The organism is Acidovorax sp. LjRoot74, from assembly GCF_964254355.1.
In the GTDB taxonomy this organism is placed as follows: Bacteria; Pseudomonadota; Gammaproteobacteria; order Burkholderiales; family Burkholderiaceae_C; genus Acidovorax.
In genome coordinates this window covers 988,199-1,010,058 of sequence record NZ_CAXUTI020000001.1, presented here as the reverse complement: position 1 = coordinate 1,010,058, position 21,860 = coordinate 988,199, and the positions used below count along the sequence as shown (strand labels likewise).

The window sequence follows — 21,860 nt, the reverse complement described above, 5'->3', positions numbered from 1 at the left end:
TTTTAATAGCATAAAACCCAATATAGATGGTCGGAGAGAGCTATTTTTTCTCTGATTTTTTCATGCTCTTCGGCCGCCCGGCCTGCCCCGCCGTCACACGACGGGGTGTCTGTTTTTGCAAACCCTCAATGAAATCAGTGTCGCCCAGCGCCCACCCGCTCAGGGCCGATGCCGTGAGTGCCGTCTGCTCCAGCGATCCGATCCCTGTCTGCACCAGCGCCGCATAGGCCGCCTCGCGGGCAAAGGGCGTGTTGCCCAGCGCCCAGTACAGGGCATGCGGCGTGAGCAGGCGGTCATTGCGCACGCCACGCCAGTGGGCATTGCTGGACCAGGGGTAGTCCGCCGCATTCGCCACCAGTCCGGCACGCACCGGGTTGAGGTCCAAGTACACCATGCAGGGCAGCAGGTACTTGTCGGCTTGCAGCACCGTGGAGCGGTAGCGCCCTTCCCACAAGGTGCCGGTGCGCCCATGGCGGCGGTTGAAATACTGCACATAACGCCGCCCTACCGCCTGCATCATCTGCGGCAAAGCATCGGCCGACGAGGGGGTCACCAGCAGGTGGAAATGGTTGTCCATCAGCACATAGGCATGCACAGCCACCCCATGCTGCTGCGCGTTGTCTGCCAGCAGGCCGAGCATGGTGTTGAAGTCTTCGCCATCCAGAAAAATCGGCTGGCGGTTGTTGCCACGCTGGATCACGTGGTGCAGATGGCCTGGCAGGGTCAGGCGCGGAAGGCGGGCCATGAGTGGGGGTCAATGAAGTCGATGCGCGCCATCATAGACCCGTCCCCGATTTTGAAACCTCCGGCACGCTGCCGCGCCACGGAAGCACGGCTGACGCAATCAGCCCGCAGCGGCAGACTCTGTCACCTCGGCAGCCACCGCCAACCCAAAACGCGGTCCCAGGGCCTTCTCCAGCCCGAACTCAACCAGGATGGCCCGCAGGCGCTCGGCCGCGCTGCGTTTCTTCTGCCCGGTGTAGCGGGCGATGATGAGTTCGTTCTTCATGCTGTGCTCCCACCCGACCAGCTCGGTCACCGTCACCTGGTAGCCGCTGGCCTCCAAGTACAGGCAGCGCAGCACATTGGTCACCTGGCTCCCCAGCTCGCGGGTGTGCAGTGGGTGCCGCCACAGCTCGGCCAGAGGCGTGCGGGCCAGCTGCAAGGCCTTGCCCTGGCGCAGGCAGGCAGCCATCTCGGCCTGACAGCAGGGCACCAACACCATGGCCCGCGCCTTCTTTTGCAGCCCGAAAGCGATGGCATCGTCCGTGGCGGTATCGCAGGCATGCAAGGCCGTGACCACATCGATCTGCGCAGGCAACTCGCCCGCATCCGACGATTCAGCCACGGACAGATTGAGAAAGGACATGCGCCCAAAATCAAGCCGCTGCGCGAGCAGGCGCGACTTCTCCACCAGCTCGGCCCGGGTTTCCACCCCGTAAATATGGCCACGCCCCAGGGCCTTGAAGTACAGGTCGTACAGAATGAACCCGAGGTATGACTTGCCCGCGCCATGGTCGGCCAGGGTGGGGCCCTGCTCGCCCGCAGACAGCTCTGTCAGCAACGGCTCGATGAAATTGAACAGGTGGTACACCTGCTTGAGCTTGCGCCGTGAGTCCTGGTTCAGCCGCCCGTCACGGGTGAGGATGTGCAACTCCTTGAGCAGTTCCACCGACTGCCCCGGCCGCAGCTCGGACAGCTCGGCTGCCTGGGCCGAGGCTTGGGCGTTCTTCTTGGAAGTAGCCCCTGCAGTTCCACACAAAGAGGGAGATGGTTTCTTCTGCATCATCAAGCTCCCTGGCCCTGAGAGTCTACTGCCAGGGGCGCAACCACGTGGGGCCCCACATCCAGCGCGCGCCATCCCTCCAGCCCCAGGCCCTCCAGCACTTCCATGTTCCGCTCAAAAATGGCCTCAGCCTCTGGGAACACTTCCACGGCCCGGTCGATGCTGTCCTCGCGCAGCAAATGCAGCGTGGGATAGGGCGCGCGGTTTGTGCAGTTGGTCACATCGTCCACCTCGGTGCCCGCAAACTGGAACTGGGGGTGAAAGCTGGCGATTTGCAAAATGCCATCCAGCCCCAAGGCATCCAGCAGACCTTCCGCGTCACCAAGAAAATCATTGAAGTCCAGAAAATCCTGCAAACAATGCGGTAGCACCAGCAGGGTCGTATCCCGCACCTCGGCGGGTGTCTTCTGCAAAGCCAGCAACTCCTCGCGCAGCAGCGATAGCACTGTTTCGGTGTCTTCGGTCAGCGCCACAACGTAGTGGATCTGTCCTTTGACATGCACGCCTTTGGCGAACGGACACAGATTCAGCCCGATCACAGCCTTCTCAAGCCAGTGCACGGTGTCATGAATGAACGGGGCTGCGGGATCGGACGCGCCCATCGGGGTGATGGAAGGGGTGGAGGTCATAGGCGCGCTGGCTGGCACAGTAAAGCGGGACCCGATTTTACCGGGGGCATCGGCTTGGCCCGAGGTAGACGGTACCTCACAAGGCAGTGCAGCACGGGCACGCGAGCAGATTTGTTGCCATTCCGCAGGCGATAGAGTAATTAGGCAACGGGCCGGTGCCAGAGCCCACTACAGCTGCGAACTCAGGTGGCCTTGCGGCTGAAAGCCCTTAGCCACCCAACAGACTGCGCCCCGTCAGCCGCTCATGCTCACGTGCGGCAAAACGGTCCGTCATCCCGGCAATGAAGTCGGCCACGGCACGCGCCCGCATGCTGGCATCGCCCGCCAGCGCCTGCTGGGCAAACGCCGCTTTCATTTCCTGCGGAGCAGCCACATAGGCGGCGAAAAGGTCGCGCACAATTTCCTGGGCCAGCCCCGTGGTCTCCATCACCTGGGGATGCCGGTACAGGTGCCGAAACAGGAACTGCTTGAGCGCCGTCGATCGCTCGCGCATGCCCCCACTGAACAGCACCAGCGGTGGGCAACGGCGAACCTCGTCAGCACTGCCTGGCGCATGCTCGCGCAGCGCCTCCCGCGTCGCATCAATCACGTCGTACACCTGCGCGCTGAGCATGCGCCGAATGGCCTCGAACAACAGGCGCCGCTGCAGGCTGGGCGCGGAGAGATCCGGGTACTCGGCCTGCGCTGCAGCCCGGTACGCATCGAACAGGGGAACGTCACGCAATTGCGCCAGACTGATCAAGCCCGATCGCACGCCATCGTCAATGTCGTGCGCGTTGTAGGCAATCTCGTCGGCCAGGTTGCACAGCTGCGCCTCCAGACCGGGCTGCTCGCGTCGCAAAAAGCGGCCGCCGACACCACCGGGCTCTGCGGCCTCCAACTGCTCGGCGTGTTGCCGGGAGCAATGTTTGAGGATGCCTTCTCGCGTTTCGAAGGTGAGATTGAGGCCGTCGTATTGGGGGTAGCGCTCTTCGAGCCGGTCCACCACGCGCAGGCTTTGCAGGTTGTGCTCAAACCCGCCAAACCCCGCCATGCAACCATGCAGCGCATCCTGCCCCGCGTGCCCAAACGGTGTATGGCCCAGGTCATGGGCCAGCGAAATCGCTTCCACCAGATCTTCATTGATCTGCAAAGACCGCGCAATCGAACGCCCAAGTTGAGCCACCTCCAGCGAGTGGGTCAACCGGGTGCGGAACAGATCCCCTTCGTGATTGAGGAAAACCTGTGTCTTGTACACCAGACGCCGGAACGCGGTGGAATGCACGATCCGGTCGCGGTCCCGCTGGTACTCGGTGCGCGTCGGCGCCGGTTGCTCCGGGTAGCGTCGCCCCCGTGTCTGCGCGGGGTTTGCAGCGCAGGGTGAATGGTCAGAATTTTGAATCAAAATCGATGCCTGCGCGCTTCTGATTTACGTTATCAGCTATTGATTAAATAGCAATCGAGCAACGATCACACGCAACACGCGTCAATGACCTCTCGCACTAAAGCGTCAGGTGCAGCCCGCACAACAGCCTTGCCCGGTCCGTCAATCAGCACAAAACGGATCTCCCCACCTTCCGACTTCTTGTCGATACGCATCAACTCCAGATAGCGACCCGCATTGTCGGTCACATCCAGAACAGGCCCCTTCGTAGGCAAACCCGCCCGCGCAATCAATGCGGTAAGCCGCTCGACAAACGCAGCATCCACCAAACCCAGGCGAAGAGACAGCTCAGCGGCCATCACCATGCCGGCAGCCACCCCTTCGCCATGCAGCCAGACGCCATACCCCATGCCCGCCTCGATGGCGTGGCCAAAGGTGTGCCCGAAGTTAAGGATGGCACGCAGGCCGGTTTCCTTTTCGTCTTGGCTGACGACCCAGGCCTTGATTTCGCAGCTGCGGCGCACCGCATGTGCCAAGGCCGATCGTTCACGGGCCAACAAGGCCTCCATAGAAGACTCAAGCCAATCCATGAAATTGGTGTCGGCGATGGGTCCGTACTTGATCACTTCGGCCAAACCGGCGCTGAGCTCACGCAAAGGCAGTGAATCCAAGGTGGCGAGGTCACACACGACAAGCCGTGGCTGATAAAAGGCCCCAATCATGTTTTTGCCTTGCGGATGATTGATGGCCGTTTTTCCGCCCACAGAGGAATCCACTTGCGCAAGCAGGGTAGTAGGCACTTGCACAAAGGGCACACCCCGCATGTAGCTGGCAGCAGCAAACCCCGTCATGTCCCCAATCACCCCGCCGCCCAAAGCAAAAAGCACCGTTTTGCGATCGCAGGCATTTGACAGCAGAGCATCAAATATCAGCTGCAACGTCTCCCAATTTTTGTACTCTTCGCCGTCTGGCAAGAGAACTTCAAAAATCATCGGGTAACGACTATGGAGCGCGGAGCGCAGGGCCGAGGCATACAGAGGCGCCACGGTAGAGTTTGAGACGATCAGTGCTGCGTTGGCGGACGGCAAACCGTCAAAACTAGCCACCACATTGAGCAGGCCTTCCCCAACAACAATGTCGTAGCTACGCTCTTCAAGGTCGATAAAAACTCTTTCTCCATTTGAAGACATAACGCCCCTCGGCTGAATTGATGTGAAAGGCGCCCAGACTTTCCCTCGACACCTGTGGACTATTGCTATCTATTTTAGGGCACCAGCGCTGCCGTGAATGCGCTAACGCCCCTCAGGTCGTCCAACCCATATGTACATGTATATAGCGATGCCACGAGTGCGAAAAAAAGCCCCGCTGATAACTCAGCAGGGCTTGATGTGATGGTCTGGAGGGAACTCCAGACCAAATCACTCTTGGTGAACTACAGAACCGTTATAGACACTTGGCGAGTCACCGACTGCGTGCCGCTTCGTACTGTTACAAAGAACAGATATGTTCCCGCCGGCGTAGCAGCAGCTGATGTAATAAGGCCATTGGACCCCACGCCAGCTGCGGTCAACCAAGCGGGCAGCCCAGTAAAGGTCCAAGTGTAACCCGCGCTTGAATCCCCACCAGTTGCAGAGAATGCATATGCGTAGTCCGCCCCCAACGTCGCAGCAGGGAGAACACACGGCGTATTCACGTCACCAGTGCAACCCGTGATGTTAAACACGATAGGCTCAATCAAGGCACCGACCAATTTGATAGTCACATTTTTCGCAACGCTCATGCCGTTAGCATCGGTCACAATCAATTGAACTGGATAATCACCGGGATTATCCTTAGGCGTACCAACTAGCAAGCCAGCCACATCCACTGTCAACCCCTTGGGCAGAGTTCCAGAATATGTCCAGGCATATGGAGGAACCCCTCCGGAAGCAGTGAGTCCTCGAATGAATGGGCGACCATTTGGAACAGATATATCAACCTCATCCGCATAGGCCAAAACGGCATTTGGAACACCCGTGACAACAACTACAGGATGCAAAGATGTAACAGGATCCTGAATGCCATTCGTGACGTCATTATCAAAACGATCTGCAACATATTGCAAAATAATCGTCCCGATATTTACACCACTCGACAATGAAATCTGCCCAATTCCACCAATAGTGCGAACTTGGAGCACGCTACCAGACTGATTTCCAGAGACCAGACGGGCACCATCAGCAGCGCTACCTATCGGAAGAATACTGACTTGCAGATTCGCGGCGGTCGAGGTGGGAATCGGCTGATTGGCATCATCCCTCAAAAAGGCCTGAATAGCAACATTATTCCGAACCATATTGGGATTATTTTTTGTACCCAAATACGAGGGCGCCTGCGTCACACCAACGACACTTGCCGGCTTACCCGTTGCCGCACCAACAACGATGTCAACAGAGGCGATCGACACCTGTAGGTCGCGTGGATTTGTGATTGAGCAGGTTACGCGAGCGGTCCCAGCCTGATTCCCAGCATGAAAATGAAAAGTAGCCCCACCTGCATTCGACCCCAAAACTACGGATCGATATGCGAGAGGGACCCCATCCTTTTCATGCTCCGGCTTCCCGTCAAGATAATAAAGTGCCCCGGTATCAAGTCCCTGAGCAAGATTACAACTAAAAACTTCCGCCCCATTCAAAATGGGGGCACTTCCCTCTCTCCCCTCCACATACAGCGTAGTGGTGTACGAGGCGTTTGCACCCAAACCCGCACCGGCGTTAGAAATATTAAGAGGCAGTTGACTCTTTGCACTGCGTAGAGATATGGAGTACTGTAATTTGGAGTCTCCACCACTGCCACCACCACCACCACAGGAAGCCAGCAAAAGAGCAACTCCTGTAATTAGAAAATTTTTCCACAAACGCATATATCCTCCTTGTCAACTATTTTGCAGACACCTTGTCCGAGAGAACCTTTGGCGTAATAAATACAAGCATTTCACGCTTTGTAGATTCTTTCGTTCGGCTCTTGAAAAGATTACCAACGACAGGCACATCTCCAATCAGAGGAACCTTATTTTCTTGATTAGTCTCTTCCATTTCAAAAATACCACCAATTACAACAGTTCCGCCGTTTTCAATTAGAATCTGTGTCTTGACATGTTTAGTATCAATAGCTACCCCTTGGGTTGTTGTTTCACCTCGACTGTCTTTATTCACATCGAGGTCCAAGATTATATTACCCTCTGGAGTTATCTGCGGGGTCACCTCGAGTTTCAATACAGCCTTCTTAAAAGCAAGAGTAGTTGCACCATTTGGAGCAGTTACTGAATAAGGATATTCTGTACCTTGCTCAATAAGCGCCTTCGTCTGGTCTGCCGTTATGATTCTTGGGCTTGAAACAATACGTCCCTTTCCATCAGCCTCCATCGCAGAAAGCTCCAAAGTCAGAAATCGATTGGCAGCCGAATTAAATATCGAAAGAGCAAAACTCCCGACGCTGCTCACATTTGAAAGACTCGCGGGCAGATTGACGAAATTCCCATTCGTATTGGTTGTCCCGCCCGCTCCACTTGATGCCACAGCGTCTCCATACGATGAGCCAAAGGCAACGCGGTTACCCCCACCGAGTCCGTACCCACCATCCCCGCCACGATTAGCACGGAGATCGGTGCCCCCAAGGCGAACACCCAGCGAGCGACCAAATGAGTCTCGCGCTTCAACAATGCGAGCCTCTATAAGAACTTGCCGAACCGCAACATCCAGGCTTGCAAGGAGAAGACGCACTTCCTCCAACTTACTCGGCGTATCTGTCACAAACAACTGATTGGTGCGTGGCTCAGAGATCGCGCTACCACGCTCCGACAAAAAGCGAGTACCAACACCACCACCACTAGAAGCAGAGGTCGTGAGTTGAGTAAGAATATCTCCAGCTTTTGCGTAATTGAGCTGATATGCCTGTGTTTTCAAAGGCTCAAGCTTTTGTATAGCCTGAGCTGCTTCAAAGTCCTTCTTTAATCGGGCATCAATTTCGTCCTTCGGCGCAATCCAGAGAACAGAACCGGTTTTTTTCATGCCAAGGCCCTTGGCATCCATGATGATTTGCAGAGCCTGATCCCACGGCACATCTTTGAGCCTCAATGTAAGAGCGCCAGTAACAGTATCAGAAGTTACAATATTAAAATTCGTAAAATCTGCGATTACCTGGAGCAGAGATCTCACTTCGATGTTTTGAAAATTCAACGAGAGCTTTTCTCCTGAATATCCTGGCCCCTGGGTGAGCTTGCTCAGGTCAACTTTCTTTTGACGGATTTCCACAACAAACTGACTATCGCTTTGATACGCACTGTGCTCCCAATCCCCGGTCGACTCAATCAACATTCGGACACGTTCGCCAGTTTGAGTCGTTGTCACAGTCTGCACGGGCGTTCCAAAATCGGTCACATCTAAGCGACGCCTCAAACCCTCAGGCAGCGAAGAACGCATAAAATCAATAACTATTCCTTTAGACTGCTGCTGAAGGTCTACCCCCACTTGGTTGCTCGCCAAATTAACCACCACCCTGCCAGAACCATCTGCACCACGGCGGAAATCAACATCTTTCAATGGCAAAACGTCCCCATTCTGGCCGTCAGAAAAATGAACTACAGACTGAGTAGCTCCTGCAACCGATCCCACAATCGGATCAAGCGACAATATCAGAGTTTTGCCCTGAATGTCCGTGCGATATGAGGTCGCAGATTTTAGATTCAAAACAATGCGCGATCGCTCACCTGCCTGAATCACATTGACCGATTTTAAGTTACCAAGATTTACTTCGTAGTTTGATTTACCGGTAGAATTTCCAACGCCTAAAAAATCAAGTGCAACGCGCGCAGGTGATTGCGTTGAGAATCCCGTAGGAGCCGTTAAGATTGGCTCGTCGAAATCAACCTTCAATACCTCTACTCCACCTTGGATGCTTGCAGCAATCCCGTTGATAGAGCCTTGGGCAACTGCGCTTAAGGAAATAACTGCAACAGAAACGCCTACAACGGCGCTACGGCAAAAACTTACAAAAAAGCCATTTTGATATTTCATTTTTTCCCCTCTTGCAGGTCAAGCGACACTGGGCGCTCTATCCAGTCTCCAGTTGCATCCTGCGCAATTTCACGCACCTGAATAGAATTTTCAGTTATCTGAACAACTTTGCCGTAATTTTGCCCCAAATAATTTCCAACCCTAATTTGATAAACAAGATTATCAACCTTCAATAAAGCAGTAGGGACGCCCGTCTTGTTCAGACTACCAACCATCACCATAGCGTCCAACGGGAACGCTTCTAGAGGCTCTTTACGCCGAGTCATTTCAGGGGCAATTAGCGCTGCATTGGAGGCGACTTGTGCTGAATCCCTTCGCAATGCCTGAGTGAGCTTCATTTGATTGAATGGCTCAAGTGCAGCTTCTTGGGAGTATGGCTCTGGGATAAATTTCTTGGGCTCCGTCAAAGGCGCGACACTGGGCTTCGTGCTAGCTCGCTGATCGGCAATCCAAAGACGCAACTCATCCTCACCTGATGGCAAGCATCCAACAAGGACAACCATAGACAAAAAAAGAAGCAGGCTACGTACGGCATTCATCATTTCGCGCCTCCTGCCTTCTTCTGGGCTTGGATCTCTTCTGGATCCAGATATCTAAAAGTCCGCGCCGTTGCATCCATAATCAAATTATCGCGAGCCCCCGGAGTGATCGCCAAATTATTCAGAGTCACAATTCGCGAAAGATGCGCAATATCTGACGCAAAAGCGCCTATATCGTGATATTTCCCTGTCACGCGAATCGAAATAGGCAGCTCCGCATAATAGTCTTTCGCGACAACCTGCCCCGGCCGGAACAATTCAAACTGCAAACTCCGTCCGAGGCCCGCTTGATTGATATCAGACAACAGCGCAGCCATCTCGGCTTTGCTAGGAAGCTGCTTCTCCAACTGAATAACGTATTGTTGAATTTGCTCTCTCTGTTTTTTTAGTGCATCCAAGCTTACGGCTTTCACCAATTTTTTTTGATAATCAGTTCGCAATGCTATTTCTTTATTTCGCTCACCTTCAAGCTCGGCCTCATAATCCTGCAAAAATGCAAACCACGAAACCGCTGCCACAGCTCCCGCGATAAAAAGACACAGCAACCCTTTGGGCAGTGCCGGCCACAGGGATGGATCTTTGGCATCCAAATTTTTGAATTGCCGTTGAACCAGCTCCATCTGCTCGGCAAAGCTAATAGATTTCTCTTTCTTATTAGCCATATTACTTACCTCCCGACGATGAAGCGGCACTCGCAGCAGCCATCGTTTTTTGGGCTTCACTAGCACGCACTAGTTGGAACTTCAGATTGAATGAAGACACTCTCCGCTGATCACGTTGACTTAAGGACACCGTGCTGGCTGTAATTTCACTCAACTCCGGCTTGTCGAGCCATGGGGTATTTGCGGACAGGTTACGCAGCAACTCGGAAACCCGTTCATTAGACTGGGCCATGCCTTGCATTGTGATCGTTTGCCCGGTTTGCCCGATCGCGGTAATGTAGACACCGTCTGGCAACTGCTTGACCAGCTCTGTCAACAAGTGAACCGGCAGATTGCGGTCGGACTGAAGATCCTCCACGGCCTTCTGGCGTGCGCGCAAAGCTGCGATCTCGTCTTCAATGGACGCGATCTCTTTGATCTGCTCTTCGAGCACCTTTATTTCTCGTTGCAGGAAATTATTCTTGGCCTGCTGATCGGTGATCATCATCTGGAACCACCAGTAAATAGCACCAGCGATCACCAGCCCAAGAAGGAATGACGCAAACATCGTGGCCTGGAAGGCCTCTTTACGGCGCTTACGCGCCTCCTCTCGGTGAGGAAGTAGGTTAATCAGAATCACTGCAAGAACCTCCGCATAGCCAAGCCACAAGAGGTCAAATAGGACGGCGCTTCACGGACCATCTTTTTGAGCCGGACGGAACTTCCTATCTCCATCCCATCAAATGGGTTGACCGCGCTACAGGCGAACCCCGTCTGCTGAGTTACCGCTTCGGTGAGACCGGGCAAAGGAGCAGACCCCCCCGCAAGCATGATGTGATCCACACGGTTGTGTGGCGTACTGGTAAAGAAGAACTGCAACGCCCGGCCAATTTCCTGGGCCATGCTATCGACAAATGGACGGAGGACCGCCGACTGGTAGTCCTCTGGGAGATCGCCATTGCGTTTTTTGCCTTCGGCCTCTTCTACAGAGAAACCATATTGGCGCACGATCAACTGCGTCAGTTGCGCGCCGCCAAAGGCTTGGTCGCGGTCATAAAGGACTTCTTCATTGCGAATAACCTGCATGCTGGTGGTCAACGCCCCCACCTCGAACAATGCCACCATCGCATCGACACCTTTGTTGGGCAGTGCCTCAATCAAACGTCCCGCAGCCAGCCGGGAAGCATGGGACTCGATATCCACTACCACCGGCTTCAGCCCCGCAGCCTCCGCCAGGCCCTGTCGATCCTGGACCTTCTCGCGCCGCGACGCAGCGATGAGCACATCCACGTCGCCGGGAGCATTTTTGCTCGGCCCGATCACGCAGAAGTCCAGGCTCACTTCATCCAGAGAAAATGGAATGTATTGATTGGCTTCCGACTCGACCTGGACTTCGAGTTCCTGTTCCGTCATTCCACCCGGCAGAGTGATCTTCTTCGTGATGACGGCGGACGGCGGCAGAGCGAGTGCGACATTTTTTGTCCGCGTGCCGCTCTTCTTCACAAGCCGACGCAGAGCGTCTGCGACCTCGTCGAACTTTTCGATGTTGCCATCCGTGATCCAGCCACGTTCTAGTGGCTCGATGGCGCAGCGCTCCAGAACCAGGCCACCCGCCTTATCACGCCCCAACTCCACCAGTTTGACACTGGAGGAACTGATGTCGATTCCCAGCAGCGGAGCAGACTGGCGACTGAACAAAGACCCCATTGAGATCAAGATTGGTCCCCTGTAACTTGCCAAAATGAGGCAACAAAACTTAACACTTCACATGAATGCTATCAGTAAGATAGTTCTCCAGCAAAGATTTTTCCCGTTGTAACGTCTGCGTAGCGTTGCCAAAAGCAGACGAAATTTCGACGGACGGCAATACCGTTCGACAAGGATCGGACGCCTTTCGGCAGCAGCGGAATGGCTGGAATTTGAGATTCCAGGGAAGCTCGGACAGACATTTTTATAATGGGCAGCCTTACCCATCCGGAGCGATATGCCGCCCTCCTCCTCGAAGTCGTCCGACAAGTCGGACACATCCTCTGCTCGCCCCCGGTCCACTTGGCTTCGCTGGCTTCTTCGCATCACGCTGTGGATGGCGGGGCTGGCTGCGGCTGGAGCGGCAGGGCTTGCACTGATCATTGCGGTGGCGCTCTCGGTGGCCTACCCCAACCTTCCCGACATCTCGGACCTGGCCGACTACCGGCCCAAGCTGCCGCTGCGCGTCTACTCTGCCGAAGGTGCCTTGCTGGGTGAGTTTGGTGAAGAGCGTAGAAACCTCACGCCCATTGACGACATCCCGAAGGTGATGAAGGACGCGGTCCTGGCGATTGAAGACGCGCGTTTCTTCCAGCACGGGGGCGTGGACTACAAAGGTGTGTTGCGTGCAGGCCTTGCCAATTTGGGCCGCGTGAAGAGCCAGGGGGCATCGACTATCACAATGCAAGTGGCACGCAATGTTTATCTGTCTTCAGAAAAAACATTTACCCGCAAAATTTACGAAATCTTACTGACATTCAAACTGGAGCACTTACTAACCAAGGATCAGATTCTTGAGATTTACATGAATCAGATTTTCTTGGGCAATCGCGCTTATGGTTTTGCCGCAGCCTCGGAAGCCTATTTTGGCAAACCGCTGAAATCACTGTCGATTGCAGAAGCTGCCATGCTCGCGGGCCTGCCCAAGGCCCCGTCGGCCTACAACCCCATCAGCAACCCCAAACGTGCCCGCGTTCGCCAGCAGTACATCATCGAACGCATGGAGGAAAACGGGTTCATCACGGCGCAGCAGGCGGCAGAAGCCAAGAAGGAAGAACTCAAGATCCGGACCGGCCCCGACAACACGCGAGTCCATGCCGAATACGTGGCCGAGATGGCGCGCCAGCTGATTTTTACGCAGTACGGCAACGAGGCCTACACGCGGGGCCTCAACGTCTACACCACGCTGAATGCGGCAGAGCAAGAGGCTGCCTACAGCGCCTTGCGCAGAGGCATCATGGACTACGAGCGGCGCCAGCAGTACCGGGGCCCCGAGAAGTTCGTGACGTTGCCTACGGCCCAGCAGGAAGTCGAGGATGCAATTGACGACGCCCTGGCCAACCACCCGGACAACGGCGATGTGCTTTCAGCCGTGGTGCTGGAGGCCAGCCCGCGCAAGATCGTGGCGGCCCGCGCCAATGGCGATGCACTGGAGATCACGGGCGACGGCTTGAAGCCTGCGCAGTCCGGCCTGAGCGATAAGGCACCGCCCAACATCAAAATCCGCCGTGGAGCAGTGATCCGCGTAGTCAAGACCCCCAAGGGTGCCTGGGAGATCACGCAACTGCCTGAAGTGGAAGGCGCCTTTGTGGCCCTCGACCCGCGCAACGGCTCCATCCGAGCCCTGGTGGGGGGGTTCGACTTCGATAAGAACAAGTTCAACCACGCCGCTCAAGCGTGGCGCCAGCCGGGCTCCAGCTTTAAGCCGTTCATCTACTCGGCAGCCCTCGAAAAAGGCTTCACCCCGGCCACGGTCATCAACGACGCGCCCCTTTTCTTTGACGCAGGGGTCACTGGCGGCCAACCTTGGGAGCCGAAGAACTACGACGGCAAATACGATGGGCCCATGAGCATGCGCACGGGTCTGGCCAAGTCCAAAAACATGATCTCGATCCGCATCCTGCAGGCCGTGGGCCCCAAGACGGCGCAAGAGTGGGTGGGGCGTTTTGGCTTCGACCCCGAAAAACACCCCGCCTACCTGACCATGGCGCTGGGCGCGGGATCCGTCACGCCGCTACAGATGGCGACCGCCTACTCGGTGTTTGCCAACGGGGGCTACCGCGTGAACCCCTGGTTGATCACCAAGGTGACCGACCACAAGGGCCGGGTGATTTCCGAGACCATACCGCCGGTGACCAGCGAACAACCTCGGGCGATTGAGGCACGCAACGCTTTTCTGATGAACAGCCTGCTGCAGGAAGTCACCCGCTCCGGGACTGCGGCCCGTGCCCAGGCCACCCTCAAGCGCCCCGACCTTTACGGCAAGACCGGTACCACCAACGATTCGGTGGACGCCTGGTTTGCGGGCTACCAGCCGACCATCGCAGCCGTGACCTGGATCGGATACGACACGCCCCGCAATCTGGGCAGCCGTGAAACCGGGGGTGGACTCAGCCTGCCTGTCTGGATCAGCTTCATGGAGCGTGCGCTCAAGGGCGTGCCGGTCATGGAGCCCACCGTGCCGGCAGGCGTAGTCAATGTCGGCGGGGAATGGTTCTACGACGAATACGCACGCAGCTCTGGCGTGTCCAGCGTGGGGCTGGAAGACCATCGCTCGGCCTCACCGGCGGTTACCCCCCAGGCGCCCCCGCCTTCCGAAGAGCGCAGCCGCATTCTGGACTTGTTCCGCAACTGATCGGCGCTTCCCCCCGACACTGCATTGGTGTTGGGGGGCTGAACAGCCCGACAGGATGACGTTGCAGCAGGGGCCACCCGGCGCCAGCCGTTTTGGGGGTTGAAGCCGGTCGGCCGGGCAGGGGCGCCTAAAGGGCGGCCGCAAACTGCAGGGGCAGCCCTGATTGCTGGGTCGCATCGCGGCTCAGGCACACGAAAAACTCTCCCGCCCCCTTGGTGTCTTGCCACACGCTGCCATCAAACCGGTAGTGGTAGCCCCCGGAGCGGGCGGCCATCCAGACCTCCTGCAGAGGCTTTTGCAGGTTGATCACGATCTGGCTGCGGTTGGGGAAAGTCAACGTCACCATGCCTCCCGACCGCTGGGCGTCCACATCGGCATCCGTGGTGTCGTTGATGCGATCACAACTGCGCTCGACGGCAAGCAGCAGTTGTTCGGCGTGGTCCATGTATTCAAGGTCGGTCATTACAATTTGCGCATGTTGAAAGCTCCCCAAATTCTAGTCAGGACGCTTGTCCTTGCTGCCAGCGCGGCGGCCCTGTTTGGCTGTGGACAGCGGGGGCCGCTGTATCTTCCTACCGGGCCCGCTGCAGGGCAACGCGCCACGCTGCCCGAGACGCTGACGCCCGGCAGCAGCGCCGGGGCCACGCAGGCGCCCACTCCGGCAGCATCGGCCCCTCGCTAGCCCGACCGGGGCAAGCGCCGCGAGCGCCTCTTCACCCAGGGGCGCCAATGCCCATTCACTTGATTTCTATCAAGTACAAACCCTAGGGGCACTCGTACAGTCTGCGCTTTATTGCACCGCAGGATGGCCATGGCCCTGGAACTCTACCGCGACAAGAATCACGCTTGCCTGATGTTCACCGACCTCATTGAGGAGGACGGCCAGGCCGTGCAGGCCAATCAGTTTTTGATCGTTGATGACGACACGGGCGCCATCATCGACCCGGGTGGCAACCTGGCCTTCAACGAGCTGTTCATGGGGATGACCAAACATTTCCCACCCCACAAGCTCTCGTACCTGATTGCATCGCACGCCGACCCGGACATCATCGCCTCGCTCGACCGCTGGATGACAAGCACCAAGGCCAACCTGGTGATCTCGCGCGTGTGGGAACGTTTTGCGCCCCACTTCACCAAGGTGGGCAAGACCGAGAACCGCGTGATCGGCGTGCCCGACAGCGGCGGCCACCTGCCCCTGGGCCGCCATGAGCTGGTGCTGCTGCCTGCGCACTTCATGCATTCCGAAGGCAACTTCCACTTCTACGACCCGGTCAGCCGCATCCTGTTCACAGGTGACCTGGGCGTGTCGATGATGTCGGGCGCCGAAGCCCGGGTGCCGGTGACCGACCTCAAGGCGCACATCCCGCGCATGGAGGGTTTCCACCGCCGCTACATGGTGTCCAACAAGATCCTGCGCCTGTGGGTGCGCATGGTGCGTCAGCTCGACATTGCCATGCTGGTGCCACAACACGGAGCCCCCATCATGGGCAAGGAAGCCATCAACGACTTCTTTGAGTGGATAGAGAACCTGATGTGTGGCATTGACCTGTTCGACGACCGGGCCTACCAGATCCCCACGGCCTACATCGACCCGGTGACCCGGCAGATGCGCCCTGCACTGCGGGCCGTCAACGGATAAAAACCTGCCCCCACAAGGAAAAAGAGCCTTCTCCGCGCGATGGGCAAGCAAAGTTTGCTATTAAACATATAGCAAACAGCTAGTGATGCTATGGCGAACCCGCCGGATTGCCGCGCCCGCGCTGGGACGCGGTCACAGTGGGCTGCGGCCTGCGCCAGCGGTGCCAGGCACGCCAGCCCAACAGCGCAGCCAGGATAGAGGCATACAGCGCGACCTCGGCAAAGTCATTCTTCCCGGCGCGCATCCAGAAAAAATGCAGCACCGCCAGGCCCGCCACCGCATAGACCGTACGGTGCAGCGCTTGCCAGCGCTTGCCTCCCAAGGCCTTGATCGCCCGGTTGAACGAGGTGCCCGCCAGCAGTGCCAGCAGCAGCAACGCCAGCGATCCCACCAGGATGAAGGGCCGCTTGGCGATGTCGCGCAGGATGTCGGCCACATCAAAGCCCATGTCGAACCAGGCATAGCTCAGCAGGTGCAGCACCCCGTAGAAAAACACGAACAGGCCCAGCATGCGCCGAAACCGCGCCAGCTGTGGCGTGGCCGTGAGCACCCGCAGCGGCGTGACAGCCAGCACCAGGCACAGTGCCCGCAGCGTCCAGTCACCCGTGGCGCGGATCAGGGCCTCGGCCGGGTTGGCGCCTAGCTGGTTGGTAGCGGTGGCCAGGACCAGCCACACCAGGGGAAGCAGGCACAGAGCGAACACCAAGGGTTTGGCAGCGGGGTGGAGCAGGAGTTTGCGCATGGGATCAGTGCCTGGCATTGCCTCCGCAGCCCCCACAAGGCGGGCCGGGCGCAACACAAGGACCAGGGAGCATCAGGCCATGATCGTCGGAGGTCGTCGGTGACTACCGGAATCAGTAGAACTTCTTGAGGTCCATGCCCGCATAGAGCTGGCCGACCTGGGCTTCGTAGCCGTTGAACATCAACGTCTTGCGCTTCTTGGCGAACAGGCCGTCTTCGCCAATGCGCCGCTCGGTGGCCTGGCTCCAGCGCGGGTGGTCCACCTCAGGGTTCACATTCGAGTAGAAACCATATTCCTGCTTGGCCGCCTTGTTCCAGGCCGTGCCCGGCTCCTTCTCGACGAAGCGGATCTTGACGATGCTCTTGGCGCTCTTGAAGCCGTATTTCCAAGGCACCACCAGGCGCACCGGCGCACCGTTCTGATTGGGCAGCACTTCGCCGTACATGCCAAACGCGAGCAGGGTCAGTGGGTTCATGGCTTCGTCCAGGCGCAAGCCTTCCACATACGGCCAGTCGAGCACCCGCGAGCCCACGTAGGGCATGGTGGCCTTGTCGGCCAGGGTCACAAACTCTACATACTTGGCGCTGCCCTGCGGCTCCACGCGCTTGATCAGTTCGGCCAGCGAATAGCCCACCCAGGGGATCACCATCGACCAGCCCTCCACGCAGCGCAGCCGGTAGATGCGCTCTTCTTGCGCGCTGAGCTTGATCAGGTCTTCGATGCCGTATTTGCCGGGCTTCTTGACCAGGCCTTCCACTTCCACTGTCCAGGGGGTGGTCTTGAGCGTATGGGCATTGCGCGCCGGGTCGGCCTTGTCGGTGCCGAACTCGTAGAAGTTGTTGTAGGTGCTCGCGTCTTTGTAGTCGGTGAGCTTTTCCATCGTGATCGCACCGGCAACGGTGGACTTGGCGCCCGTCAGCGCAGCCAGCTTGTTGGGCCGCACCACCTGGGCCTGCTGCGCCAGCGCTTCGCGGCCCGCCCAGGCCGCCATCGCGGCACCTGCCGCGCCGCCCGCCATGAGCTTGAGCATCTGGCGGCGGTCTTCGTAGAACGCGCGGGGCGTGATTTCGGAGGGATGGGGGTGGTTGAAACCCGAGTCGCGCGAGGGGATCAGCATGGGGAGGCTCCGGTCATGGTCTGGTGGAAACAGCTGCAGCGGTAGAGCTGCACAACTGTTAGTTCGTTCCCTGAACCGCGCAGGTTACACCGACGACGCAATAGTTGCCGCCTCCTGCGCCGATGCCCGACCGGGGCGCCATCCCTTCAACCCTTAGAGCCTGTTTACGATCTCGCGGGGGATCGCGCTGGCGCGCAATCGGGATGAGTGGATGCTGCAGATGCGCCGCATGGGCTCATGCCCATGCAAGCAGCCGGGGCGTTCAATCGCCCGATTTCGCTCCAACCCTTCGGGCAGTGGTCTTTGCGGGCAGTCTGCGGCGTTGCGGCGCTTGTGGATAGCCGGGCTATTCACCGCGCACCGCGCCTTGCATCCCATCCCGCAAAGACCGCTGCGCGACCCCTGGGAGATCGTAAACAGGCTCTTAGAACGTGTTGACGTTCTTACAACGTGCCATAGCTGTGCAGGCCGCTCAGGAACATGTTCACCCCGAGGAACGCGAACGTGGTCACCGCCAGGCCCACCAGCGCCCACCAGGCGGACACTGTGCCGCGCAGCCCCTTCATGAGGCGCATGTGCAGCCAGGCGGCATAGTTGAGCCAGACGATCAGCGCCCAGGTCTCCTTCGGGTCCCAACTCCAGTAGCCACCCCAGGCCTCGGCCGCCCAGAGGGCGCCCAGCACGGTGGCGATGGTGAAGAACGCAAAGCCCACGGCGATGGACTTGTACATCACATCGTCCAGGATCTCGAACGACGGCAGGCGTGCCGCAATGCGCTTGCGGCCCAGCAGGATGCCCGCGACGATGAGCGCGGAGATGCCGAAATACACCATCCAGTAGCTGCCGCCGTTTTCGGTCGCCCCTTGGCGGAACACGATGGGCTCAAAACACAGCACCACGCCCAGCAGCCACAGCGGGGCCAGCTTGTACCAGCGGGTTTCGGTGGCCTGTTGCTTGATGAGATACGCAAACGCCACCATGGCCGCCAGCGCAAAGGTGCCGTAGCCGATGAAGTTGGCGGGCACGTGCAGCTTCATCCACCAGCTCTTGAGGGCGGGCACCAGGGGCTGGATTTCGTGCGCCTCGCGCACCACGGTGTACCAGAGCAAAAAGCCCACGGCCGCGCTCACCACCAGCATCACGAAGCCACCCAGGGCGCGCGTGTCGTACTGCTCTTCGTAGTACAGGTAGAAAGCCGCCGTCATCCAGCAAAACAGCACGAACACTTCGTACAAATTGCTCACGGGGATGTGGCCGATGTCGGGGCCGATGAGGTAGCTCTCGTACCAGCGCACCAGCGTGCCGATGAGCGCCATGGCCACTGCCAACCAGGCGATGCGCGAGCCGAGCATGCCCATGGTCTTGCCTTCTCCGCGCGAGAACATGCCGATCCAGTAGAACGCGGTGCTGATGAAGAACAGCATGCTCATCCACAGGATGGCCGACTGACTGGAGAGGAAATACTTGAGGCCGAACACGGTATCGGCCCGCGCCAGATTGCCCGCCCCGTCCTGCTGGTAGAGCCCAATCGCCATCAGCGCCACGGCTGCGACGATGAGCAGCAGCACCCGCAGCGGGCGCCAGAACCAGCACAGCCAGATCGTGCACGGGATGGCGCCGAGCAGGATGCCTTTTTCGTACCCGTCCATGAAATTGCCGTAGCGCTGCAGCGCGTAGAGCCCCCCCACGGTCACGATGGCCGCAAACAGCCAGTCCAGCCAGTTGCGGCGGGCAAAAAAGCCCTCGTTCAGGGTGATCGTGGTAGCAGTCGAGGAAGAAGTCGCGGTGTTCATGCGGTGCCTTCGCGGGGCGATGCCCCGATCAGTTTGTGTGCGAGCTGGACAAACTCCTGATCGCCATCCATGGTCTTGCGGTTGGTGGACAGGGCCATGGTGGCATGGGTGCGTCCATCCTGCGGCGCCACCCAGACCCAGACGCGCCGCTCGCGCACGTAGAGCATGGCAAAAACGCCCAGAATCAGCAAGGCGCAGCCCAGATAGACAACATTCTTGCCAGGGGCGCGCGCCACCTGGAACACGCTGGCCTGCACCTGGGTGAAGTCCTTGAGTTCGAACGCCAGCGGCGCGGGGTAGATCTGCGCGTCAGACAGCGAGAGCACGGCCTGCGTCATGAAGCCCTGGGTGCGGTCATCCTGCTGCAGCGGTGCCTGGCCCGCCTGCTTGCGCGCGAGCTGGGCCACCTCGAACAGCGTGCCGTTGAGGATGCGCACCAGCACCTCGCCCGCCCGCGCACGCTCGGCCTCGGGCACATTGGTTTCCATGAAGTCCGATACCGCCTGCAGGCCGCCCGTGGGCTTGCCATCGACCATGCCCTGGCCCGCGAACAGCGCCAGCGCGCGGGATGCAGAAAGGCGCAGCTGCTCGGCCAGTTCGGGGCGCGACGAATCCATGGCCTGCGACACATAGCGGCGCACGGCCTGCTCGCGCGCATCGGGATCGGCCAGCAGGGCCTTCATGCGCAGGAATCCGTCCATGCTGCCGTTGTCGTCGGCAGGCACACGCAGATACCGGAAGGGGTCGGCAGGCGACTCGCGCACGCCGAGCAGGAACACCGGCACACCATCGCCGGTGTCCACCGGCAGCATGTAGTTGTGGAACTCGCGCGCCTGGCCTGCGGCGTCGCGCAGCTTGTAGCTCACGCTCGGGCCCACATTGCGCAGCTCTTTTTTGGTCACAGTCTTGTTGGCGGCCCCCAGACGGGATTCCACCGATTCGCGCAGGTCCACCTTGCGCACGTCCGCGCCGCTGCCGCCAGGGCCCGCGCCGCCAAAGTTCTCGACGTTGATGGTGCGCAGGGCCGTGAACTCCAGCGTCAGCGTATCGCTGCCCGGGCCGCCGCCCTTGTTGGTGAGCTGGGTAGAGCCGCCCACCACACCCTCCACATCAAACGGCTTGGCTCCGGCCACCATGGGCGCAGCGCGCAGCTTGAGGTGCGAGCCGCCGTCGTCAAAACTCGACTGGTAGATCTCGATGCCTTTGTAGCTGGCCGGGTGGTTCACCTCGACGCGCGCCGGGGTTTTTTCGCCCGTGGCCTTGTCGTGGATCACGATCTCGCTGGCGAACAGCTTGGGCATGCCGGTGGAGTAATGCTCCACGATGAACTTCTTGAGTTCGATGGCAAACGGCAGGTCCTGCAGCAGCACGCCGTCGGACTGGTTCAGGATGGCCGTGCTCGACTGCGTGCCTTCGGCCACCAGCAGGTTGCCACGGAAGGTGGGGTTGCGCTCGGACAAACGGTGCTCGGGCTTCACGTCGGCAATCAGCCCGCCGCCCTGGTACGGCGTCTTGCCGCCCAGCAGCATCTGGGCGCGCACGATAAGGTCGCCGTCCAGCAGGCCGCCCACGCACACCAGCACGATGGCGCTGTGCGCCGCGATGTAGCCGATCTTGTTGGCCGCACCCGCCTTGGCCGCCACCATCCAGCCCGTGCCGGGGCCTGCGGCGGTGTCGCGCTGCTGCAGGCGCACCTTCCAGCCACCACCGGCCAGCAGGGTGCCAATGCGGCGTGCCTCGGCCTCAGCCGATGCGGGCAGGTCGGCCTGCGCCTTGTGGTGAAAGGCCTTGAGGCTTTGCTCGCGGATGTTTTCCTTGTAGGCCTTGAGGTCCACCAGGATCTTGGGCGTGTTGCGTGCAATGCACAGCGAGGTGCTGATCACCAGGAACGCGAGGATCAGCAGAAACCACCAGGCGCTGTACACCGCATTGAGCTGGATGGCACCAAACAGCTCGGCCCAGAACGGCCCGAACTGGTTGACGTAGTTGGCCGCAGGCTCGTGCTGCTTGAGCACCGTGCCGATCACCGAGGCAATGCAGATCACCGTCAGCAGGGAGATGGCGAACCGCATGGAGGACAGCAGTTCGATCCCGGCGCGCCATGCCTGGGAACCAGACTGGATGCGAAGGCCTTGGGTGTTGTCGGACATGGATAAAACGGGTCTGCGAAGCGCGA

At 58.7% G+C, this 21,860-nt stretch carries 19 protein-coding genes; 3 read left to right on the top strand and 16 right to left on the bottom strand.

Annotated elements, in window-relative coordinates; all coding sequences use genetic code 11:
* Positions 1-40: 40 nt before the first annotated feature.
* From ACSQ3O_RS04660 to ACSQ3O_RS04610, 11 genes are all read right to left on the bottom strand, one after another.
* Positions 41-745, bottom strand: a complete 705-nt coding sequence (locus tag ACSQ3O_RS04660) for an REP-associated tyrosine transposase (protein ID WP_436138020.1) — start codon at positions 743-745, stop codon at positions 41-43.
* 99 nt (positions 746-844) lie between these two features.
* Positions 845-1,786, bottom strand: a complete 942-nt coding sequence (locus ACSQ3O_RS04655; protein WP_436138019.1) for a class I SAM-dependent methyltransferase — start codon at positions 1,784-1,786, stop codon at positions 845-847.
* A gap of 2 nt (positions 1,787-1,788) precedes the next feature.
* Positions 1,789-2,415 carry a DUF1415 domain-containing protein gene (locus ACSQ3O_RS04650; RefSeq protein WP_436138018.1) on the bottom strand — a complete coding sequence of 209 codons (627 nt, stop codon included), beginning with the start codon at positions 2,413-2,415 and terminating at the stop codon, positions 1,789-1,791.
* A gap of 208 nt (positions 2,416-2,623) precedes the next feature.
* A complete protein-coding gene (locus ACSQ3O_RS04645; RefSeq protein WP_436141074.1) occupies positions 2,624-3,796 on the bottom strand; it encodes a deoxyguanosinetriphosphate triphosphohydrolase in 1,173 nt (390 codons plus the stop codon).
* A 68-nt stretch (positions 3,797-3,864) separates the two neighbouring features.
* Entirely contained in the window at positions 3,865-4,968 is a 1,104-nt protein-coding gene (gene aroB, locus ACSQ3O_RS04640) for a 3-dehydroquinate synthase (RefSeq protein ID WP_436138017.1), read from the bottom strand.
* A gap of 242 nt (positions 4,969-5,210) precedes the next feature.
* A complete protein-coding gene (locus tag ACSQ3O_RS04635) occupies positions 5,211-6,680 on the bottom strand; it encodes a putative Ig domain-containing protein (protein WP_436138016.1) in 1,470 nt (489 codons plus the stop codon).
* A 16-nt stretch (positions 6,681-6,696) separates the two neighbouring features.
* Positions 6,697-8,832: a type IV pilus secretin PilQ gene (pilQ, locus tag ACSQ3O_RS04630; RefSeq protein ID WP_436138015.1), complete on the bottom strand. Its 2,136-nt coding sequence runs from the start codon at positions 8,830-8,832 to the stop codon at positions 6,697-6,699.
* Complete coding sequence (locus ACSQ3O_RS04625; RefSeq protein WP_436138014.1) at positions 8,829-9,371, bottom strand: pilus assembly protein PilP; 543 nt, start codon at positions 9,369-9,371, stop codon at positions 8,829-8,831. The genes pilQ and ACSQ3O_RS04625 overlap by 4 nt, the downstream gene beginning before the upstream one ends.
* Positions 9,371-10,033, bottom strand: a complete 663-nt coding sequence (locus tag ACSQ3O_RS04620; RefSeq protein ID WP_436138013.1) for a type 4a pilus biogenesis protein PilO — start codon at positions 10,031-10,033, stop codon at positions 9,371-9,373. Before ACSQ3O_RS04620 ends, ACSQ3O_RS04625 begins: the two co-directional genes overlap by 1 nt.
* 1 nt (position 10,034) lies before the next feature.
* Positions 10,035-10,652, bottom strand: a complete 618-nt coding sequence (locus ACSQ3O_RS04615; protein WP_298453664.1) for a PilN domain-containing protein — start codon at positions 10,650-10,652, stop codon at positions 10,035-10,037.
* Positions 10,649-11,728 (bottom strand): pilus assembly protein PilM, encoded by a 1,080-nt coding sequence (locus tag ACSQ3O_RS04610; protein WP_094286470.1) that lies wholly within the window; start codon positions 11,726-11,728, stop codon positions 10,649-10,651. The genes ACSQ3O_RS04615 and ACSQ3O_RS04610 overlap by 4 nt, the downstream gene beginning before the upstream one ends.
* A gap of 268 nt (positions 11,729-11,996) precedes the next feature.
* On the opposite strand from ACSQ3O_RS04610, the gene ACSQ3O_RS04605 reads away from it, so the two are divergent.
* Positions 11,997-14,393 carry a penicillin-binding protein 1A gene (locus tag ACSQ3O_RS04605; protein WP_436138012.1) on the top strand — a complete coding sequence of 799 codons (2,397 nt, stop codon included), beginning with the start codon at positions 11,997-11,999 and terminating at the stop codon, positions 14,391-14,393.
* Positions 14,394-14,520: 127 nt separating this feature from the next.
* On the opposite strand, the gene cyaY is transcribed toward ACSQ3O_RS04605, so the two are convergent.
* Entirely contained in the window at positions 14,521-14,856 is a 336-nt protein-coding gene (gene cyaY / locus ACSQ3O_RS04600) for an iron donor protein CyaY (protein ID WP_137746847.1), read from the bottom strand.
* 12 nt (positions 14,857-14,868) lie between these two features.
* Between cyaY and lptM the strand changes: the two genes are divergently transcribed.
* Together lptM and ACSQ3O_RS04590 are read left to right on the top strand one after the other, a co-directional pair.
* Positions 14,869-15,075 (top strand): LPS translocon maturation chaperone LptM, encoded by a 207-nt coding sequence (gene lptM / locus ACSQ3O_RS04595; RefSeq protein WP_137746848.1) that lies wholly within the window; start codon positions 14,869-14,871, stop codon positions 15,073-15,075.
* 129 nt (positions 15,076-15,204) lie between these two features.
* A complete protein-coding gene (locus tag ACSQ3O_RS04590) occupies positions 15,205-16,032 on the top strand; it encodes an MBL fold metallo-hydrolase (RefSeq protein ID WP_137746849.1) in 828 nt (275 codons plus the stop codon).
* An 88-nt stretch (positions 16,033-16,120) separates the two neighbouring features.
* Here ACSQ3O_RS04590 and ACSQ3O_RS04585 read toward each other — a convergent pair whose 3' ends face one another.
* The 4 genes from ACSQ3O_RS04585 to ACSQ3O_RS04570 all read right to left on the bottom strand — a co-directional run bounded on the left by ACSQ3O_RS04585 (position 16,121) and on the right by ACSQ3O_RS04570 (position 21,834).
* Positions 16,121-16,774, bottom strand: a complete 654-nt coding sequence (locus ACSQ3O_RS04585) for a sulfite oxidase heme-binding subunit YedZ (protein WP_298453677.1) — start codon at positions 16,772-16,774, stop codon at positions 16,121-16,123.
* A gap of 112 nt (positions 16,775-16,886) precedes the next feature.
* Positions 16,887-17,891, bottom strand: coding sequence for a protein-methionine-sulfoxide reductase catalytic subunit MsrP (msrP, locus tag ACSQ3O_RS04580; protein WP_436138011.1), 1,005 nt, complete (start codon positions 17,889-17,891; stop codon positions 16,887-16,889).
* Between the two features lie 443 nt (positions 17,892-18,334).
* Positions 18,335-19,684, bottom strand: coding sequence for a c-type cytochrome biogenesis protein CcsB (gene ccsB, locus ACSQ3O_RS04575; protein WP_436138010.1), 1,350 nt, complete (start codon positions 19,682-19,684; stop codon positions 18,335-18,337).
* A complete protein-coding gene (locus tag ACSQ3O_RS04570) occupies positions 19,681-21,834 on the bottom strand; it encodes a cytochrome c biogenesis protein ResB (protein ID WP_436138009.1) in 2,154 nt (717 codons plus the stop codon). Before ACSQ3O_RS04570 ends, ccsB begins: the two co-directional genes overlap by 4 nt.
* Positions 21,835-21,860: the final 26 nt, after the last annotated feature.

Excerpts from the sequence above, each read along its gene's own strand:
- ACSQ3O_RS04660 (WP_436138020.1), bottom strand. The coding sequence starts at position 745 with ATGGCCCGCCTTCCGCGCCTGACCCTGCCAGGCCATCTGCACCACGTG.
- ACSQ3O_RS04655 (WP_436138019.1), bottom strand. The coding sequence starts at position 1,786 with ATGCAGAAGAAACCATCTCCCTCTTTGTGTGGAACTGCAGGGGCTACT.
- ACSQ3O_RS04650 (WP_436138018.1), bottom strand. The coding sequence starts at position 2,415 with ATGACCTCCACCCCTTCCATCACCCCGATGGGCGCGTCCGATCCCGCA.
- aroB (WP_436138017.1), bottom strand. The coding sequence starts at position 4,968 with ATGTCTTCAAATGGAGAAAGAGTTTTTATCGACCTTGAAGAGCGTAGC.
- ACSQ3O_RS04635 (WP_436138016.1), bottom strand. The coding sequence starts at position 6,680 with ATGCGTTTGTGGAAAAATTTTCTAATTACAGGAGTTGCTCTTTTGCTG.
- pilQ (WP_436138015.1), bottom strand. The coding sequence starts at position 8,832 with ATGAAATATCAAAATGGCTTTTTTGTAAGTTTTTGCCGTAGCGCCGTT.
- ACSQ3O_RS04625 (WP_436138014.1), bottom strand. The coding sequence starts at position 9,371 with ATGAATGCCGTACGTAGCCTGCTTCTTTTTTTGTCTATGGTTGTCCTT.
- ACSQ3O_RS04620 (WP_436138013.1), bottom strand. The coding sequence starts at position 10,033 with ATGGCTAATAAGAAAGAGAAATCTATTAGCTTTGCCGAGCAGATGGAG.
- ACSQ3O_RS04605 (WP_436138012.1), top strand. The coding sequence starts at position 11,997 with ATGCCGCCCTCCTCCTCGAAGTCGTCCGACAAGTCGGACACATCCTCT.
- cyaY (WP_137746847.1), bottom strand. The coding sequence starts at position 14,856 with ATGACCGACCTTGAATACATGGACCACGCCGAACAACTGCTGCTTGCC.
- lptM (WP_137746848.1), top strand. The coding sequence starts at position 14,869 with ATGTTGAAAGCTCCCCAAATTCTAGTCAGGACGCTTGTCCTTGCTGCC.
- ACSQ3O_RS04590 (WP_137746849.1), top strand. The coding sequence starts at position 15,205 with ATGGCCCTGGAACTCTACCGCGACAAGAATCACGCTTGCCTGATGTTC.
- ACSQ3O_RS04585 (WP_298453677.1), bottom strand. The coding sequence starts at position 16,774 with ATGCGCAAACTCCTGCTCCACCCCGCTGCCAAACCCTTGGTGTTCGCT.
- msrP (WP_436138011.1), bottom strand. The coding sequence starts at position 17,891 with ATGCTGATCCCCTCGCGCGACTCGGGTTTCAACCACCCCCATCCCTCC.
- ccsB (WP_436138010.1), bottom strand. The coding sequence starts at position 19,684 with ATGAACACCGCGACTTCTTCCTCGACTGCTACCACGATCACCCTGAAC.
- ACSQ3O_RS04570 (WP_436138009.1), bottom strand. The coding sequence starts at position 21,834 with ATGTCCGACAACACCCAAGGCCTTCGCATCCAGTCTGGTTCCCAGGCA.